Raw genomic sequence first — 15,989 nt, 5'->3', positions numbered from 1 at the left:
CACTTTTGCCCCTCACAGACCATGAATGTTGCACATTAAATCATAACATCCCGTAACATGGGATAAAAAAGTGGTCGAACCGCTCACACTTTGCGCGCCGGACGTCATTGCAACGCCCGGCGAAAATGCCGCTAAGGGCTTATTTAGCCTGCTTTGCCGCCGCCCGGCGATGGCGAATCACTTCGATAACACCCGGCAGTACCGACAGGACGATAATCGCCACGATCAGCAGCTTCAGATTTTCCTGCACGATCGGCAAATCACCGAACAGGTACCCGGCGTAGGTGAACAGCAGTACCCACAGCAGCGCGCCTACCACGTTATACGCCGCAAAATGACGATAGGACATGTGGCCCATTCCCGCCACAAACGGCGCAAAGGTTCTGACGATCGGCACAAAACGCGCGAGGATGATGGTTTTGCCGCCGTGGCGTTCATAGAAGGTATGGGTTTTGTCGAGATAGCTGCGACGGAAAATCTTCGAGTTCGGATTGCTGAATAGCTTTTCGCCGAACAATCTACCGATGGTGTAGTTCAGGGCATCGCCAACAACGGCGGCAATGACCATCAGCGTGACCATCAGGTGTACGTTGAGATCGTTAGTTGGCAGCGCGGAGAGCGCGCCGGCGACGAACAGCAGAGAATCTCCGGGCAGGAACGGCGTCACCACCAGGCCGGTTTCGCAGAACAGAATCAAAAACAGGATGGCGTAAACCCAGACGCCATACTGTGCGACCAGCTCCGCAAGGTGCACATCAATATGCAGGATGAAATCAATCAAAAAATGAATCAGGTCCATATTTGTCTTAGCCTTTAGTGACAACCGCCCCCTGTTACGGGGGCGCTGATATTAGTCCGCCAAAAATAGCGGGCCCATCGGCATTACCGGCAGATCGAAATGGGCCGGATAATCCACCGACACCAGATACAATCCTTCCGCTTTCGCCGTCGCGGCAGCCAGAGTCCGGTCCTTCGCCGCCAGCAGTTCTGCAATCCAGCTCTCTGGCTGGTTTCCGGCGCCTACTTCCATCAGGCTGCCGACGATGTTCCTTACCATATGATGAACAAAAGCGTTCGCCTTGATATCCACCACCACATAAGCCCCGTGACGGGTCACGTTGATATGCATCACGTTGCGCCACGGCGTGCGCGACTGACATTGCACCGCGCGAAACGAGGTGAAGTCATTCTCGCCAATTAAACACTGCGCGGCGCGATGCATCCGCCCGGCATCCAGAGGGTGGTAATAATGCGTCACCCCCTGGCTTAACACCGCCGGACGCAGGCGGTGATTATAGATGACGTAACGGTAACGACGGGCCGTCGCGCTGAAGCGGGCGTGAAAATCGTCCGCAACATGCTTCACCCAACGCACGGCGATGTCACCAGGTAAATTCGCATTTACGCCCAGCGTCCACGCGGCGTCTTTACGCTGAGCGCGGGTTTCAAAGTGCACCACCTGGCCGGTACCGTGTACGCCGGCGTCGGTACGCCCGGCGCAGAATACGAGTACCGGTTCGGCCGCCACCTGCGACAGCGCCTTTTCCAGCTTTTCCTGCACGCTGCGCACTTCGTTTTGCCGCTGCCAGCCGTAGTATTTGCTGCCGTCGTACTCGATGCCCAGCGCGATTTTATACACCGGCTGCTGCTGTGCTTCAGACATCAGTACAAATACTCCTGAACCAGCTTCTCGGCGATTTTCACCGCCATCAGCGCGCCGCCAAAGCGCACGTTATCGGCAACCGACCAGAACTGAATCTGCTCGGGCATGCCGTAATCGTTATGCACGCAACCGATGGACAGACGCGCGTTACCGGAAGCATCGCCGACCTGCGTCGGGAACTCGCCCTCTTCAGAAAGCTCGATATCCTCGCCGCGGGTAAAGGCGTCGCGCGCCTCCTCCGCCGCTAGCGGACGCAGCGCTTCAAAATTCACCATCTGCGCATGACCATAGAAGACCGGCGATTGCACGACGCTCGCGGAAATCATCAGGCCGTCATCCTGGAGAATTTTGCGCGCTTCATCGACGATACGTCGTTCTTCGCGCACGCTACCTTCGCGATCCGGCAGAATCGGCAGCATGTTGAATGCCAGCTGGCGACCAAAGAAATCGTCTTCATCAATCGGAATACCGTTCAGCAGCTTCGCGCTCTGCCCCGCCAGCGCATCGACCGCTTTTTTCCCCTGCGCCGAGGCAGACAGCAGATTGGTAACGGTAATACGCGACAGGCCGCCATCATCGATCAGCGGTTTCAGCGCCGTCAGCAGCTGGCTGGTCAGGCTGTTTGGTACCGCAATCACGTTACGGTTGCGGTAGTCGCCGAGCACGAACGGGTTAACGTCCGGCACCACCAGCGGCACGTCCGGCTCCAGCGCGAACAAGCCGCTGAGATCGATAACCAGACAACCGGCGTTGGTGGCTTCTTCGACATACGCCGCGCTGGCTTCGACGCCTGCGGCGAAGAAAGCCAACTGGGCCTGGGTCCAGTCAAATTCGGCGGCGTCCTGCACGATGACCGATTTGCCACCATAACGCAGATGTTCGCCCGCGCTTTCATTGCGCGCCAGCGCATAAATTTCGCCTACCGGAAACTGGCGTTCAGCAAGGGTTTCAAGCAGGGCTTCGCCTACGGCGCCGGTTGCGCCCAGTACGGCAATATTCCAGCCTTCAGACATGGTGGTGTACTCCAGAAAATAGCGACCCTGCCGGATTATCCGACAGGGGCATTAAGAAGATATTAACGAACAGGATGATGTACGGCATTAAAACCGAGCTGACGCAGCAGCGTCGCTGCTTTTTCATCGCTGCACTGTACGTACAGGGACGACCATTCGCGGCGTTCCTGATAATTTTTACGCAGCTTGTCGAATTCGCCGGCAATGCCTGCCACTTTACGCAGCGGCGCATCATCGCGGCGCACATCATACACCAAATGGACCAGCCTTTTTAGCGTCGCCTGATCGAGCGGGCCGTGCAGAGTGATGCGGCCAAATTCCGGCGCCGGCAGTAGCGTATCCAGCGCCACCTGCTGCGGATGACCAATGAACGCGCTATAGGCTTCAAACACCTGAGTGGTGCCGCGCGCTTTGCCTTCAAGGGTATAACCGGCGATATGAGAGGTACCGATATCGACACGCGCCAGCAACTCAGTATTCAGATCCGGTTCGGGTTCCCAGACGTCGAGCACCACGCTCAGTTGCTGCCCGGCCTGCAAGCGCTTGAGCAGCGCCGCATTATCCACCACGGGGCCACGGCAGGCGTTAATCAGAATAGCCCCCGGCTGCAGGCGGCTAATCAGCGCTTCATCGGCAAGATGCAGCGTTTTATACTGTCCGTCTTTAAACAACGGCGTGTGGAACGTCAGGATATCCGCCTGCTGCACTAACTCGTCCAGGCTGCGGAAATCGCCTTCATCGCCGCGATCGGCGCGCGGCGGATCGCAGAGTAACGTTTTAATTCCCAGCGCTTCCAGACGTTTTTGCAAACGCCCGCCAACGTTGCCGACGCCGACGATACCGACGGTGCGGTCAGCCAGCGCGAATCCATCGCGCTCGGCGAGCATCAGCAGCGCCGAGAAAACATACTCCACCACCGCGATCGCATTACAGCCCGGCGCGGCGGAAAAGCCAATCCCCGCCTGCTGCAGCCACGCTTGATCGACATGATCGGTGCCTGCGGTGGCGGTGCCGACAAACTTAATCGTCTTACCGGAGAGCAGCGCTTCGTTCACCTTAGTAACGGAACGCACCATCAGCGCGTCGGCGTCGGTTAACGCTTCCTGCGGAATGGGACGACCGGGAACGGCCTGCACGTCTCCCAAACGGCTAAAAAGCTCACGCGCATAGGGCATATTTTCATCAACGAGGATTTTCACGGTTCAGTACCTGTCTGAGAACGAGAGTAAACCGGGGAAGTGTGCCATAATCTGGCCGCCAGGAACATCATCACCCGGCTTAAGTACAGCACTACGGTAAGGATTCATCATGACACCACCCGTTTCAGGTATGTCCGATCGCCCTCCGGGGACTGGCCCATCCGGCGCATCCGCCGTGGGTCCAAATGCGCTCACCATGCAGCAACGCACCGTTCTGGAGCGGCTGATAACGCGTCTGGTGACGCTGACATCGCAGCAAAACGCCGAAGTGTGGGCCTGCGTGAAGCACGATCTGGGTCTGAAAGGCGATACGCCGCTACTGGCGAGCCATTTCAGCGCGGCTGAGAGCAACCTGAATCAGCGCTTAAGTATCGCTCAGCAAAACCATCACCACCGGCAAATTCTCGCCCAACTCAGCGAACTGCTGACCCAGGGGAATAACCGTCAGGCGGTGAGCGATTATATCCGCCAGAATTACGGTCAAACCGTGCTGCATGCGCTGACCCAGGCGCAGCTGGAGAACGTGCTGCATCTGCTGCAAAACGGCCAGTTGGCGATCCCGCAGCCGCAGCAGCGTACGCCGACGCTGCGTCCTTTGCTGCCGGCGGAACATAACACCCTGAACCAGTTAGTGACCAAACTGGCCGCCGCAACCGGCGAATCGAGTAAGCTTATCTGGCAATCAATGCTTGAGCTGTGCGGCGTGAAATCCGGCGAGCTGATCCCCGCCACCCACTTCACCCCGCTCTCATACTGGCTGCAGGCGCGACAAACGCTGAGCGCGCAAACCGCGCCGACGATGAATTCGCTGCAGGCAGCGCTTAAGCAACCGCTGGAGGCGCAGGAGTGGCAGAAAATCGCCGATTTCGCGCAAAGCAGCTGGCAGGTAACGCCAACGACGACCTTAACCAGCCCGCAGGTGCTAACGCTATTAAATAAAGTCTTTGCGCTACGCGTGGCCCGCGCCCAGGCGACAATGGCAATTACCCCGGTCGAGCCGCTGCCCGCCCCCCATGCGGTGTATAGTAAAAAAGCGTGGACGGTGGCGATTGCGCTGCTGGTGGTGATTATTCTGCTGTGGCTGGTGCTGTAAGCCTAAAAGAATAACGGCGGCCTGATAGCCGCCGTTATGCCTTTATTTACGTAGCGTCAACAGAGTGACCACAATCCCTAATACCGCGCAAATCGCCCCGGCAAGAAAAACGGATGCATAGCCCAACGAGGTGGCAAGCAGGCCAGTCAGCGGGCCGGTGACGCCGTAAGAGATATCCTGAAACGCGGCATAGCCGCCAAGCGCGGTGCCGCGAACCTGAGCCGGAACCCGTTTGACTACCTCAACGCCCAGCGCCGGGAAGATAAGCGAGCAACCGCAGCCGGTCAAAGCGGCGCCCGCCAGCGCCACCCAGGCGCCCGGCGCTTGCCACAGCAGCGTCAGGCCAATAGCTTCAATCAGTAGTGACACCATCGCCACCTTAATGCCGCCGAAGCGATCCGGCATCCAGCCGAACAGAATACGCATCAGGACAAAAGCGCCGCCAAACGCGGTCAACGTGAAGCCGGCCATCGCCCAGCCGTGGCTGGCGAAATAGAGCGAAACAAAGGTGCCGATTACCGCAAAGCCGACGCCCTGCAGGCCGAGACCAATCCCCGGCCGCCAGATCATGCCGATGACGCTCCATAGCGAAGGACGCTCGCCGCCGTGAGCGGGAACTTTACGGACCGTGCCGTTAATCGCCCACGCCAGCAACGGCAGCGCCATCGTGACGCAGGCCAGCGTCGCCACGCCGAAACGGCTGTAAATCAGCAGCCCCAGCGGCGCGCCCACCGCCAGCGCCCCATACATCGCCATGCCATTCCACGACATCACTTTACCGGAACGACGCGGGCCAACCAGCCCTAATCCCCAGCTTAAGTTACCGGTCAGCAGTTGGCTTTCACCAAAACCGAGAATCAAACGGCCCAGCACCAGCAGGCCAAATTTGGCCATTACCGGCACCGGCAGCAGCGCCGCCGCCAGCCAGGCGCCGCCGGCCAGAGCACAGGCCAACATTCCTTGCAGCACCGAGCGTTTCGCGCCGTACTGATCGGCCAGTCTCCCGGCATAGCCGCGGGTTAAGACCGTGGCGAGAAACTGGATGCCGACGGCCACGCCGACGAGAGTGTTGCCAAAACCGAGATCGTGATGCACAAATAGTGGGATAACCGGTAGCGGCAACCCCACGGTCATATAGGTCAGAAAAACCGCAAAGGTAATGCGAAATAGCGAGAGATTCTCTGAAGCGTTGTTTATCGTTTTTGTCGCTGCGGACATGCGTTACCCCAGTTTTGCAGAGCAAGGCGAGAAGATGGAATGAGAATAATGGCGAGCAATTTGCCTTCTCTCGCCGGGCGCTGTCAAGACGTCAAAAAAAGGGGAGCCTGAGGCTCCCCTGGTTCTGTTTCGTACCAATTAGGCGTTGTATTTACGCATAACCAGAGTAGCGTTGGTGCCGCCGAAGCCGAAGCTGTTGGACATCACGGTGGTCAGCTGAGCATCGGTCGGTTTGGTGACGATGTTAAGGCCGGCAGCCTGCTCGTCCATCTCTTCGATGTTAATGCTTGGCGCGATAAATCCGTGCTCCAGCATCAGCAGAGAGTAGATGGCTTCCTGTACGCCTGCGGCGCCCAGAGAGTGGCCGGTCATCGCTTTGGTGGCGGAGATAGCCGGGCTGTTGTCGCCGAAGACTTCGCGGATAGCGCCCAGCTCTTTCACGTCGCCTACCGGAGTAGAAGTGCCGTGGGAGTTGAGGTAGTCGATCGGGGTATCAACGCCGTGCATCGCCATCTGCATGCAGCGCACTGCGCCTTCGCCAGATGGCGCAACCATGTCCGCGCCATCGGAAGTCGCGCCGTAACCGACGATTTCCGCATAGATATGCGCGCCGCGCGCCAGCGCGTGTTCCAGCTCTTCAACCACGACCATGCCGCCGCCGCCCGCGATAACGAAACCGTCGCGGTTCGCATCATAGGTACGGGACGCTTTGTCCGGAGAATCGTTGTATTTGGTGGACAGCGCGCCCATGGCGTCGAACTCGCAAGCCATTTCCCAGCACAGCTCTTCGCCGCCGCCGGCAAAGACGATGTCCTGTTTGCCCAGCTGAATCTGTTCTACCGCGTTACCGATGCAGTGTGCGGAAGTGGCGCAAGCGGAGCTGATAGAGTAGTTGACGCCGTGGATTTTAAACGGCGTGGCGAGGCAGGCGGATACGCCGGAAGCCATCGCTTTGGTGACAACATATGGGCCCACGGCTTTCAGACCACGCGGGCTACGCATGGCATCGGCGCCGAAGACCTGGAATTTCGGGGAGCCGCCGCCGGAACCTGCAATCAGGCCGACACGCGGGTTATTCTGGTATGCTTCCGGCGCCAGACCGGCGTCGGCTACCGCCTGCTCCATGGACAGATAAGCATAAATGGATGCGTCGCTCATAAAGCGCACTACTTTGCGGTCAATGAGGCCCGTGGTATCCAGTTTGACGTTGCCCCATACGTGGCTACGCATTCCTGAATCCTTCAGCTCCTGAGAGAAAGTGATCCCTGAACGTCCTTCACGCAGAGATGCCAGGACTTCCTGCTGGTTATTACCGATGCTGGAAACGATGCCCAAGCCAGTAATCACTGCACGTTTCATTCAATACCTCTGTAAGTCGCACTATTTTAAGTTTCGAGTCGCACAATAGCGTACACTTGTACGCCGAACAAGTCCGATCAGCCATTTTGTGTATAAATTTGCGCCTTCTGGCACACATCGTTAAGATCGCGCTACGCCTTGTGATTCGAGTAACTTACGTGAAACAAAACGCCATACAACCCGCCAACCTGGAATTCAACGCTGAGGGTACACCTGTTTCCCGAGATTTTGACGACGTTTATTTTTCTAATGACAACGGTCTGGAAGAGACGCGCTACGTTTTTCTCAACGGCAACCGGCTTGATAGCCGTTTCCCAACCCACCCGCGCCCGTTGTTTATCGTCGCGGAGAGCGGCTTCGGCACCGGGCTCAATTTCCTGACGCTGTGGCAGGCGTTTGCTGTTTTTCGTCGCGATAATCCGCAGGCTACGCTGCAAAGATTACATTTCATCAGTTTTGAAAAATTTCCGCTGAAGGCCGACGACCTGCGCCTGGCGCACCAGCACTGGCCGGAACTGGCGCCATGGGCTGAACAGCTACAGGCGCAGTGGCCGCTACCAATCGCGGGCTGCCACCGCCTGCTGCTCGACGATGGCCGCGTCACGCTGGATTTATGGTTTGGCGATATCAACGCGCTTACCGACCAGCTTGATGATTCCCTTAACCGCCAGGTCGACGCCTGGTTCCTCGACGGCTTCGCGCCGGCGAAAAATCCGGATATGTGGACGCCGGGGCTGTTTTCCGCCATGGCGCGCCTGGCCCGCCCCGGCGGCACGCTGGCGACCTTTACCTCAGCCGGTTTCGTGCGCCGCGGGCTGCAGAAGGCCGGTTTTAGCATGCAAAAACGCAAAGGCTTTGGCCGCAAGCGCGAAATGCTAATCGGCGAATTGACCGCCGACGCGCCGACGCTGGCGCGGACGCCATGGTTTGCCCGCAGCGGCAGCCAATCGCGCGAAGCGGCGGTGATCGGCGGCGGTATCGCCAGCGCCCTGCTCTCGCTGGCGCTGCTGCGTCGCGGCTGGCAGGTGACGTTGTACTGCGCTGACGATGCGCCCGCCAGCGGCGCATCCGGCAATCGCCAGGGCGCGCTGTATCCGCTATTAAGCCAGCACGATCCAGCGCTGGCGCGTTTTTTCCCGGCGGCGTTTACTTTCGCGCGCCGCCTCTACGACGCGTTGCCAGTGGAATTCGATCATCAATGGTGCGGCGTAACCCAACTCGCCTGGGATGAAAAAAGCGCGCAGAAAATCACCCAAATGCTGGCGTCAGATTTACCAGAGGAGGTCGCCCGCGCGGTGACGGCGGATCGGGTCGCTGAACTTACCGGCGTTGATACCGGCTGCGGCGGCATTACCTATCCTGCCGGCGGCTGGCTATGCCCGCAGCAGTTGACGGCAGAATTGCTGTCGCTGGCGGCAACGCAGGGACTACGCAGCCACTTCGGTTATCCCGTTGAAACGCTCAGCGCGGAGGGCGACGGCTGGTTGCTCAATCAGCAGCATCATCATCAGGCGGTGGTACTGGCGAACGGACATCGCCTGACTGATTTTGCCCAGACCGCGCAGTTGCCGGCTTATCCGGTCGGCGGCCAGGTTAGCCATATCCCCACCACGCCGGGGCTTTCCGCCCTGCGCCAGGTGTTATGCTATGACGGCTATCTGACGCCGCAGAATCCCGCGAATCAGCAACACTGTATCGGCGCCAGCTATCATCGCGGCAAGACGGATACCGATTTCAGCGCCGAAGATCAGATGCAAAATCGCCAGCGCCTGATTGATTGTTTCCCGCAGGCGGCATGGGCAAAAGAGGTGGATGTTAGCGGCAACGACGCCCGCTGCGGCGTACGCTGCGCCACCCGCGACCACCTGCCGATGGTGGGCAATGTTCCGGATTATGAGAAAACGTTGACGCAGTACGCCACGCTTCACGAACAGCAGGAAAATGTCGACAGCGCGCCGGTTTATCACAATCTGTTTATGCTCGCGGCATTGGGATCTCGTGGGCTGTGCACCGCGCCATTGAGCGCCGAACTGCTGGCCGCGCAGATGAGTGAAGAACCGCTGCCGCTGGATAGCGACACGCTGGCGGCGCTGAATCCGAATCGGCTGTGGGTGAGAAAACTGCTGAAGGGAAAAGCGGTAAAATAACGGCGACTTGCGCCTTATCCGGCCTACGGTCCGTGGGGTCTGCCGTAAATTTATTCACTACGCTGGCTAAAACTGCCGGCGCTGGTGGCCTAAAAACCCCCGGTGGCGCTGCCGCTTACCGGGGCTACCGCGCTGTGCGATTTGGTAGCCCGGAAGGCCCTGTGCGCTCTCTGCGCCACGGAAAACATCTTGCAGAAGAATTAACCGGGAGCGCAGGATACTCTGGAGCGAAACGAGATAAATGCTTTCTCAAGATAAAAATTGCAAACCGATAACAGTATCTACAGCCTGGTAGCCCCGGTAAGCGCAGCGCGACCGGGGAGAGTCTCCGGATGTCGGCTAACGCCTCATCCGGATGACATCAGTTATCAGGCCTGATTTTTCGCCTGCTGGTACAGGTTATTCCACATCCCTTGCACCAGAATCTGATCCGGCGGCGATAGTTCGCCCGCGCTGATGGCCTTTTCCAGGCTGCTGGCGACTTTATCATTAATCGCCTGCGCCGTATGTTCCCCTTCCCCTTCCAGCTCAGCCACCGCCAGCGTCAGGTGGCCGCGCAGATAACCGCCAGCAAACAGTTCGTCATCACTGGCGTGGTCTACCATATCGTCAATTAACGCCAGAATGCGTGATTCAAACTCCGCGATCATCGTCTTTCCTCTTTCATTTGTAGAACGTGGCTTTAGTGCAGGTCTTCCGGCCACGGAAATTGTTCTGCCGTCAGCGGCGGCGTTTGATAATACTGTTGCAGCGCGCGAATAAAGCGTGCCGGTCGCTCAGGGATCCCTTGCTCCAGATAGGTCATCACCTGGGCATGTACGCGCCGTTGAAAGGCGATGCGGTCAGGCTCAAAGTCGCCTTCGAGGTTGTCACAGCTGACGTTAAACGGAAATCCCGCCGCCGTGCAGAACAACCAGTCAAAAGCCTGTGGCTTGACCTCGACGTCTTCGAACTTGCTTTGCGTCATCGCATCGCGGCCGTCCGGGCAGTACCAGTAACCAAAATCTACCTGCTCGCGCCGCGCCTTGCCGGCGATACACCAATGGGAAATTTCGTGCAGCGCGCTGGCGTAAAAGCCGTGAGCAAACACAATCCGGTTATAGGGCACTTCGCTATCTGCAGGAAGATAGATCGGTTCGTCGTCGCCTTTAATCAGACGGGTATTAAAATCATCGGCAAAGCAGCCGTCGAAGATCTCGACCAACTGCTGATAATGGTGTTGCTGTTGCATTAGTGAATTCCCAACCACTGCAAAATCTCAGCCCCGTGGCTGTCGTAAAGAAGTTTAGCGCTCATCACCGCGGAGACGATGACGATCATCGGCCGAATCAGCGACTGCCCTTTACTCAGCACCAGCCGCGAACCGGCGCGAGCGCCGATAAACTGCCCGGCCATCATCACAAAACCGGTGGCCCAAATCACTTTGCCGCCAATGATAAATAGCAGCAGGCCGCCAATATTGGAGGTGGCGTTTAGCAGTTTGGCGTGAGCGGTGGATTTCGCGAGATTAAACCCGGCGAGCGTCACAAAGGCCAGCGCATAAAAAGAACCGGCGCCGGGGCCAAAAAAACCGTCGTAGAAACCCACGCTGCCGCCAGCGACCAGCGCGAACGGCAAACCATACAGGCGACGCTGACGATCGGATTCGCCAAGCTTAGGCATCAGCAAAAAGTACAGCCCAATGCCGATCACCAGCAGCGGCAGGATTTGCTTCAAAATATCGGACTGCACGTGCTGCACCAGCAGCGCCCCCGCCGTCGAGCCGATAAACGTCATCAGAATATTGAGTTTCTGATCGGCAAGATTTACCACCTTGCGACGGATAAAGTAGAGCGTCGCGGAAATGGAACCGCCGCAGGCCTGTAGCTTATTGGTCGCCAATGCCTGAGCGGGCGGCATACCTGCCGCCATCAACGCCGGGACGGTTAACAACCCGCCGCCGCCAGCTAAGGAATCAATAAATCCGGCCAGAATCGCGACGAAAAAGAGCGCCACCAAAACCATTGGCGACACCATAAACAGTTCGACAAAACTATCCATTAGAGAAGATGCTCATCCAGTAGCGCCTGGCAGGAAGGCGGCAGCGGAGGCGGCGTCTTCTTCACAGGTGGGGTTGACCCAGGTTTAGGCGGTTCAAACCAGCTTTGCAGCTCGGCTCCGCAGCCATCGCCAGCCGGCGGCGGCGCTTGATCTTCGCACTCAAGGCTGCCCGCCGGGCAGCGCAGGCGCACGTGCATGTGGGCGCGATGCTGGAACCACGGGCGAACTTTGCGTAGCCATTGGCGATCGTTACCAGCATCGAGGCACAATTGCTGTTTGATAGCCGGGTTGACGAAAATACGCGTTACATCGTTATCTTCCGCCGCCATTTTAATCAGGTTGCTGATTTGCGGGCTCCACAGTGACGGCACCACCCGCTTGCCATCACGGGCGACTAAATCCAGCGCCTGCGGTTTCAGCAGCTGTGCGGAGGTCCAGCGGGTCTGCGGCAATTGCAGGAAAATATCAACATCCAGACCCGACTGATGGCTAGCGTGGCCGCCATTAAAACGCCCGCCGGCAGGCATGCCCATATCGCCAATCAGCACCGTCCCCATACCTTTATTGTGCGCCTGCAGGCTCAGCCGCTGAATAAACTGCACGAGATCCGGGTGGCCGAAGTAGCGACGCTGATCGGTACGCATCACCTGGTAATCAGGGGAGTTCAACGGTAGCGGCTGGGCGCCGACGATGCAGCCATTGGCAAACGCGCCAATAGACTGGGCGCTGCCGCTAATCGGCTGGGATATTTTCTGCCACGGCGTCGCCGCCAGGCTGGCGGTGCTGGCCAAAAGCGCCAGCAGTGCGATAACGGTATTTTTCATCGGTTACCAGCGTGGAATTGATGTTGTCACGTCGCCATTCTGCGCGCGTTGACGCATAAAGTGATCCATTAACACGATAGCCAGCATGGCCTCGGCGATCGGAACCGCGCGAATGCCGACGCACGGATCGTGACGCCCTTTGGTGATCATTTCGACTTCTTCGCCGAAGCGGTTAATCGTATGACCGGGAACGGTAATACTGGAGGTTGGCTTCAGCGCGATGTTAGCAACAATTTGCTGACCGCTGCTGATACCGCCAAGAATGCCGCCGGCGTGGTTACTCTGGAAGCCAGCTTTGGTGATTTCGTCGCGGTTTTCGCTGCCGCGCAGTTTGACCACCTCAAAACCATCGCCGATTTCCACCCCTTTCACCGCGTTGATGCTCATCAGCGCGTGGGCGATATCGGCATCCAGACGGTCGAAGACCGGCTCGCCGAGGCCCGGAGGAACGCCGTCCGCCACGACGGTCACTTTCGCGCCGATCGAGTCGCCCTCTTTTTTCAGGCCGCGCATCAGTTCATCCAGCGCGTCGATTTTATCCGGATCCGGGCAGAAGAACGGGTTCTGCTCAACCTGCTCCCAGTCTTTAATCGCCAGCGGAATATCGCCCATCTGCGTCAGGCAGCCGCGGATCACAATACCGAATTTGGCCGCGAGGAATTTTTTGGCAATCGCCCCGGCCGCCACGCGCATCGCGGTTTCACGCGCAGACGAACGCCCGCCGCCGCGATAGTCGCGCAGGCCATATTTCTGCTCGTAGGTGTAATCCGCATGGCCCGGACGGAACACATCTTTGATAGCGCCGTAGTCCTGGGAACGCTGATCGGTGTTCTCAATCAGCAGGCCAATGCTGGTCCCGGTGGTCACGCCTTCGAAGACGCCGGAGAGGATTTTCACCTGGTCCGGTTCGCGGCGCTGGGTGGTGTAGCGCGATGTCCCAGGGCGACGGCGATCCAGGTCGTGCTGCAGGTCGGCTTCGGTCAGCGGAATGCCTGGCGGCACCCCGTCGACGATGCAGCCCAGCGCCAGGCCGTGCGATTCGCCGAAGGTGGTGACGCGAAAGAGTTGTCCAATTGTATTTCCTGCCATCACGGCTCCGTTCTTTTCGTTATGTTTGCGTGTTGTTTTTTTAGTCTTTATAAATGCCGAAATGCGCGCGCGCCTCAATGAGCTGCTGTTTAGTCAGCATAAAGACGCCATCACCGCCGTTATCAAACTCAAGCCAGGTGAACGGCACGTCCGGGTACTGCTCCATCAGATGTACCATGCTGTTACCGACTTCACAAATCAGAATACCGTCGTCGTTGAGGTAATCCGGCGCGCAGCCGAGAATGCGGCGCGTCAGCTTCAGGCCATCGCTACCGGAAGCCAGACCCAGAACCGGCTCGTGTTCATATTCATCCGGCAGATCGGCCATATCTTCTTCATCAACATACGGCGGGTTGGTCACGATCAGATCGTACTGCAGCTTCGGCAGATCGCGGAACAGATCGGAGCGGATCGGCGTAACCTGGTTAATCAGGCCATGTTCTTCAACGTTATGTTCGGCAACGGCCAGCGCGTCCGGGGAGATATCGACAGCGTCGACTTCGGCTTCCGGGAAGGCATAGGCGCAGGCGATAGCAATGCAGGCGCTACCGGTACACATATCGAGAATATGCTGCGGTTTATGGTTTATCAGCCCGGCGAACTGGTTATTGATCAGTTCGCCAATCGGCGAACGCGGTACCAGCACGCGCTCATCGACATAGAATTCATGGCCGCAGAACCACGCTTTGTTGGTCAGGTAAGCGACGGGAATACGTTCGTTAACGCGGCGAATCACGCGCTCGACGATACGATGTTTTTCGCTGGAGGTCAGGCGCGCGGCGCGCATATCTTCCGGTATATCTAACGGCAGGTACAGCGAGGGTAATACCAGCTGTACAGCCTCATCCCACGGGTTATCGGTACCATGACCGTACCAGATGTTGGCGGCGCTAAAACGACTTACCGCCCAACGCAGCATGTCCTGAATGGTCTGCAGCTCATTGACCGCTTCATCAACAAAAATTTTATCCACGCAATCCTCCAGGGCACGCTCTGCTATAAATTCGGCGGCTAGTTTGCCACGACGGCGGCGATAAATCAGCATTCTTGCGCAGCCGGAGTGGGGAAAAATAGGTTTTCCTTGCCTGAAGCGCGGGCGAGTCGGGTAAACTACCGAAAAGAAATAGTGAGATTGGGCAATGAAAAAGAAAACACCGCTAAGCGCGGAGGATCAGGCGCTGTTCCGCCAGCTAATGACCGGCACCCGGCAAATTAAACAGGACACCATCGTACACCGCCCGCAGCGCAAGAAACTCAGCGAGGTACCGCCCAAGCGATTGCTGCAGGAACAGGTGGATAACAGCCACTATTTTTCCGACGAATTTCAGCCGTTGCTCAATACGGAAGGCGCGATGAAGTACGTGCGCGCGGATGTCAGCCATTTTGAGCTGAAAAAACTGCGCCGCGGCGACTATTCGCCGGAGCTGTTTCTCGATCTGCACGGTTTAACCCAACAGCAGGCTAAACAAGAACTCGGCGCGCTGATTGCCGCCTGCCGCCGCGAACACGTCTTCTGCGCCTGCGTGATGCACGGGCACGGCAAACATATCCTCAAGCAGCAAACGCCGCTGTGGCTGGCGCAACATCCGCATATTATGGCGTTCCATCAGGCACCAAAAGAGTACGGCGGCGATGCCGCGCTATTGGTACTGATTGAAGTTGAAGAGTGGTTGCCGCCGGAGCTTCCGTAAACGGAAGCTCCGGGGGAAAAGCCTTAGATTGCTTTCGCCATTCTCAAATTGCAGGGGCTCATCTGCCAGGTGAATTCGCCCTTGCCGTCGGCGTCGAGGGTGACACAGGCAATCGCTGAGGTCGTAAACATCGGGGGCGTTTCCCCCGGGCACAGCTCTGAGACGAGGTACCCCACCAGCGGCAGGTGTGAAACGACCAGCGCCGTTTTCACGCCTTCATTCGCCAACGCCTGAAGATAAGCGCTGACCATCCCTACATCGCCGCATGGCGTGAGTTCCGGCATCACGTCGACATCTTTCGGCAGGTTCATGCACTCCCCTACTATGTCCAGAGTTTGCTCTGCACGCAGGTAAGGGCTGACAAGCACCCGCTCAATATCCACTTTTTGACCTTTCAGCCAGGTTGCCATCTGACGAGATTCGTCACAACCACAAACGGTTAAGGGACGAACGGAGTCACTGGCTGCATCGAGGGCAGCGTCGCCGTGACGCATGATAAAAACTTGCATATTGCACCGCTTTTGTTAACCAGAATCACCGCAACTCGCTCTGCGTAAACAATACGTAGGCGACCCGGTGGCCGGGCATTGTGCCTGATCCATCCAACGAATGAAACGCTGTTTTTTACCTCAATGGCGTAAGTATAGTCAATA

Annotated in this window: 16 protein-coding genes; 3 read left to right on the top strand and 13 right to left on the bottom strand. The window is 57.9% G+C overall.

What is annotated here, in order from left to right; translation table 11 throughout:
• Positions 1–139: 139 nt before the first annotated feature.
• The 4 genes from PGR23_RS00955 to pdxB form a co-directional block, all read right to left on the bottom strand.
• The gene (locus PGR23_RS00955; protein WP_047066227.1) at positions 140–799 is read right to left on the bottom strand and encodes a DedA family protein; all 660 of its coding nucleotides are present in this window, start codon (positions 797–799) and stop codon (positions 140–142) included.
• Between the two features lie 51 nt (positions 800–850).
• Positions 851–1,663 (bottom strand): tRNA pseudouridine(38-40) synthase TruA, encoded by an 813-nt coding sequence (gene truA, locus PGR23_RS00950; RefSeq protein WP_396279507.1) that lies wholly within the window; start codon positions 1,661–1,663, stop codon positions 851–853.
• The gene (locus PGR23_RS00945) at positions 1,663–2,676 is read right to left on the bottom strand and encodes an aspartate-semialdehyde dehydrogenase (RefSeq protein WP_045364476.1); all 1,014 of its coding nucleotides are present in this window, start codon (positions 2,674–2,676) and stop codon (positions 1,663–1,665) included. The genes truA and PGR23_RS00945 overlap by 1 nt, the downstream gene beginning before the upstream one ends.
• A gap of 62 nt (positions 2,677–2,738) precedes the next feature.
• On the bottom strand, positions 2,739–3,875 hold the full coding sequence (gene pdxB / locus PGR23_RS00940) for a 4-phosphoerythronate dehydrogenase PdxB (RefSeq protein WP_045391501.1): 1,137 nt from the start codon (positions 3,873–3,875) through the stop codon (positions 2,739–2,741).
• A gap of 109 nt (positions 3,876–3,984) precedes the next feature.
• On the opposite strand from pdxB, the gene flk reads away from it, so the two are divergent.
• Positions 3,985–4,968: a flagella biosynthesis regulator Flk gene (flk, locus tag PGR23_RS00935; RefSeq protein WP_020078229.1), complete on the top strand. Its 984-nt coding sequence runs from the start codon at positions 3,985–3,987 to the stop codon at positions 4,966–4,968.
• Positions 4,969–5,010: 42 nt separating this feature from the next.
• Here flk and PGR23_RS00930 read toward each other — a convergent pair whose 3' ends face one another.
• Together PGR23_RS00930 and fabB are read right to left on the bottom strand one after the other, a co-directional pair.
• A complete protein-coding gene (locus PGR23_RS00930; protein WP_045391503.1) occupies positions 5,011–6,186 on the bottom strand; it encodes an MFS transporter in 1,176 nt (391 codons plus the stop codon).
• A gap of 138 nt (positions 6,187–6,324) precedes the next feature.
• Positions 6,325–7,545, bottom strand: coding sequence for a beta-ketoacyl-ACP synthase I (gene fabB, locus PGR23_RS00925; RefSeq protein WP_015706178.1), 1,221 nt, complete (start codon positions 7,543–7,545; stop codon positions 6,325–6,327).
• Between the two features lie 158 nt (positions 7,546–7,703).
• On the opposite strand from fabB, the gene mnmC reads away from it, so the two are divergent.
• Complete coding sequence (gene mnmC, locus PGR23_RS00920; protein ID WP_396279506.1) at positions 7,704–9,692, top strand: bifunctional tRNA (5-methylaminomethyl-2-thiouridine)(34)-methyltransferase MnmD/FAD-dependent 5-carboxymethylaminomethyl-2-thiouridine(34) oxidoreductase MnmC; 1,989 nt, start codon at positions 7,704–7,706, stop codon at positions 9,690–9,692.
• A 368-nt stretch (positions 9,693–10,060) separates the two neighbouring features.
• Here the strand turns inward: mnmC and PGR23_RS00915 are convergent, their stop codons facing one another.
• From PGR23_RS00915 to prmB, 6 genes are read right to left on the bottom strand one after another with little or no spacing between them, the layout of a single operon-like run.
• Positions 10,061–10,342, bottom strand: a complete 282-nt coding sequence (locus tag PGR23_RS00915; RefSeq protein WP_015365545.1) for a YfcL family protein — start codon at positions 10,340–10,342, stop codon at positions 10,061–10,063.
• A 32-nt stretch (positions 10,343–10,374) separates the two neighbouring features.
• On the bottom strand, positions 10,375–10,923 hold the full coding sequence (locus PGR23_RS00910) for an elongation factor P hydroxylase (protein WP_032708825.1): 549 nt from the start codon (positions 10,921–10,923) through the stop codon (positions 10,375–10,377).
• The gene (locus PGR23_RS00905; protein ID WP_015365543.1) at positions 10,923–11,732 is read right to left on the bottom strand and encodes a sulfite exporter TauE/SafE family protein; all 810 of its coding nucleotides are present in this window, start codon (positions 11,730–11,732) and stop codon (positions 10,923–10,925) included. The genes PGR23_RS00910 and PGR23_RS00905 overlap by 1 nt, the downstream gene beginning before the upstream one ends.
• Positions 11,732–12,556 carry a penicillin-insensitive murein endopeptidase gene (gene mepA / locus PGR23_RS00900; protein ID WP_015706180.1) on the bottom strand — a complete coding sequence of 275 codons (825 nt, stop codon included), beginning with the start codon at positions 12,554–12,556 and terminating at the stop codon, positions 11,732–11,734. The genes PGR23_RS00905 and mepA overlap by 1 nt, the downstream gene beginning before the upstream one ends.
• A gap of 3 nt (positions 12,557–12,559) precedes the next feature.
• The gene (aroC, locus tag PGR23_RS00895; RefSeq protein WP_320482564.1) at positions 12,560–13,645 is read right to left on the bottom strand and encodes a chorismate synthase; all 1,086 of its coding nucleotides are present in this window, start codon (positions 13,643–13,645) and stop codon (positions 12,560–12,562) included.
• Between the two features lie 40 nt (positions 13,646–13,685).
• Positions 13,686–14,618, bottom strand: a complete 933-nt coding sequence (gene prmB / locus PGR23_RS00890) for a 50S ribosomal protein L3 N(5)-glutamine methyltransferase (protein ID WP_088389897.1) — start codon at positions 14,616–14,618, stop codon at positions 13,686–13,688.
• A gap of 166 nt (positions 14,619–14,784) precedes the next feature.
• Here prmB and smrB point away from each other — a divergent pair, with 166 nt between their 5' ends.
• Entirely contained in the window at positions 14,785–15,336 is a 552-nt protein-coding gene (gene smrB / locus PGR23_RS00885) for an endonuclease SmrB (RefSeq protein ID WP_045391516.1), read from the top strand.
• A gap of 23 nt (positions 15,337–15,359) precedes the next feature.
• Here the strand turns inward: smrB and sixA are convergent, their stop codons facing one another.
• Positions 15,360–15,845: a phosphohistidine phosphatase SixA gene (gene sixA / locus PGR23_RS00880; RefSeq protein ID WP_045391518.1), complete on the bottom strand. Its 486-nt coding sequence runs from the start codon at positions 15,843–15,845 to the stop codon at positions 15,360–15,362.
• Between the last annotated feature and the right edge of the window lie 144 nt (positions 15,846–15,989).

Origin of the sequence: Klebsiella sp. 141162 (genome assembly GCF_050600755.1) — a bacterium.
Taxonomy (GTDB): Bacteria; Pseudomonadota; Gammaproteobacteria; order Enterobacterales; family Enterobacteriaceae; genus Klebsiella; species Klebsiella aerogenes.
Note: the sequence above shows the minus strand (reverse complement) of the source record. Positions and strands in the feature narration are given on the sequence as shown.

Bases quoted from the DNA above. Each gene is read 5' to 3' on its own strand.
- PGR23_RS00905 (WP_015365543.1), bottom strand. From the start codon at position 11,732: ATGGATAGTTTTGTCGAACTGTTTATGGTGTCGCCAATGGTTTTGGTG.
- PGR23_RS00930 (WP_045391503.1), bottom strand. From the start codon at position 6,186: ATGTCCGCAGCGACAAAAACGATAAACAACGCTTCAGAGAATCTCTCG.
- smrB (WP_045391516.1), top strand. From the start codon at position 14,785: ATGAAAAAGAAAACACCGCTAAGCGCGGAGGATCAGGCGCTGTTCCGC.
- truA (WP_396279507.1), bottom strand. From the start codon at position 1,663: ATGTCTGAAGCACAGCAGCAGCCGGTGTATAAAATCGCGCTGGGCATC.
- PGR23_RS00910 (WP_032708825.1), bottom strand. From the start codon at position 10,923: ATGCAACAGCAACACCATTATCAGCAGTTGGTCGAGATCTTCGACGGC.
- PGR23_RS00945 (WP_045364476.1), bottom strand. From the start codon at position 2,676: ATGTCTGAAGGCTGGAATATTGCCGTACTGGGCGCAACCGGCGCCGTA.
- aroC (WP_320482564.1), bottom strand. From the start codon at position 13,645: ATGGCAGGAAATACAATTGGACAACTCTTTCGCGTCACCACCTTCGGC.
- fabB (WP_015706178.1), bottom strand. From the start codon at position 7,545: ATGAAACGTGCAGTGATTACTGGCTTGGGCATCGTTTCCAGCATCGGT.
- PGR23_RS00915 (WP_015365545.1), bottom strand. From the start codon at position 10,342: ATGATCGCGGAGTTTGAATCACGCATTCTGGCGTTAATTGACGATATG.
- sixA (WP_045391518.1), bottom strand. From the start codon at position 15,845: ATGCAAGTTTTTATCATGCGTCACGGCGACGCTGCCCTCGATGCAGCC.
- flk (WP_020078229.1), top strand. From the start codon at position 3,985: ATGACACCACCCGTTTCAGGTATGTCCGATCGCCCTCCGGGGACTGGC.
- mepA (WP_015706180.1), bottom strand. From the start codon at position 12,556: ATGAAAAATACCGTTATCGCACTGCTGGCGCTTTTGGCCAGCACCGCC.
- PGR23_RS00955 (WP_047066227.1), bottom strand. From the start codon at position 799: ATGGACCTGATTCATTTTTTGATTGATTTCATCCTGCATATTGATGTG.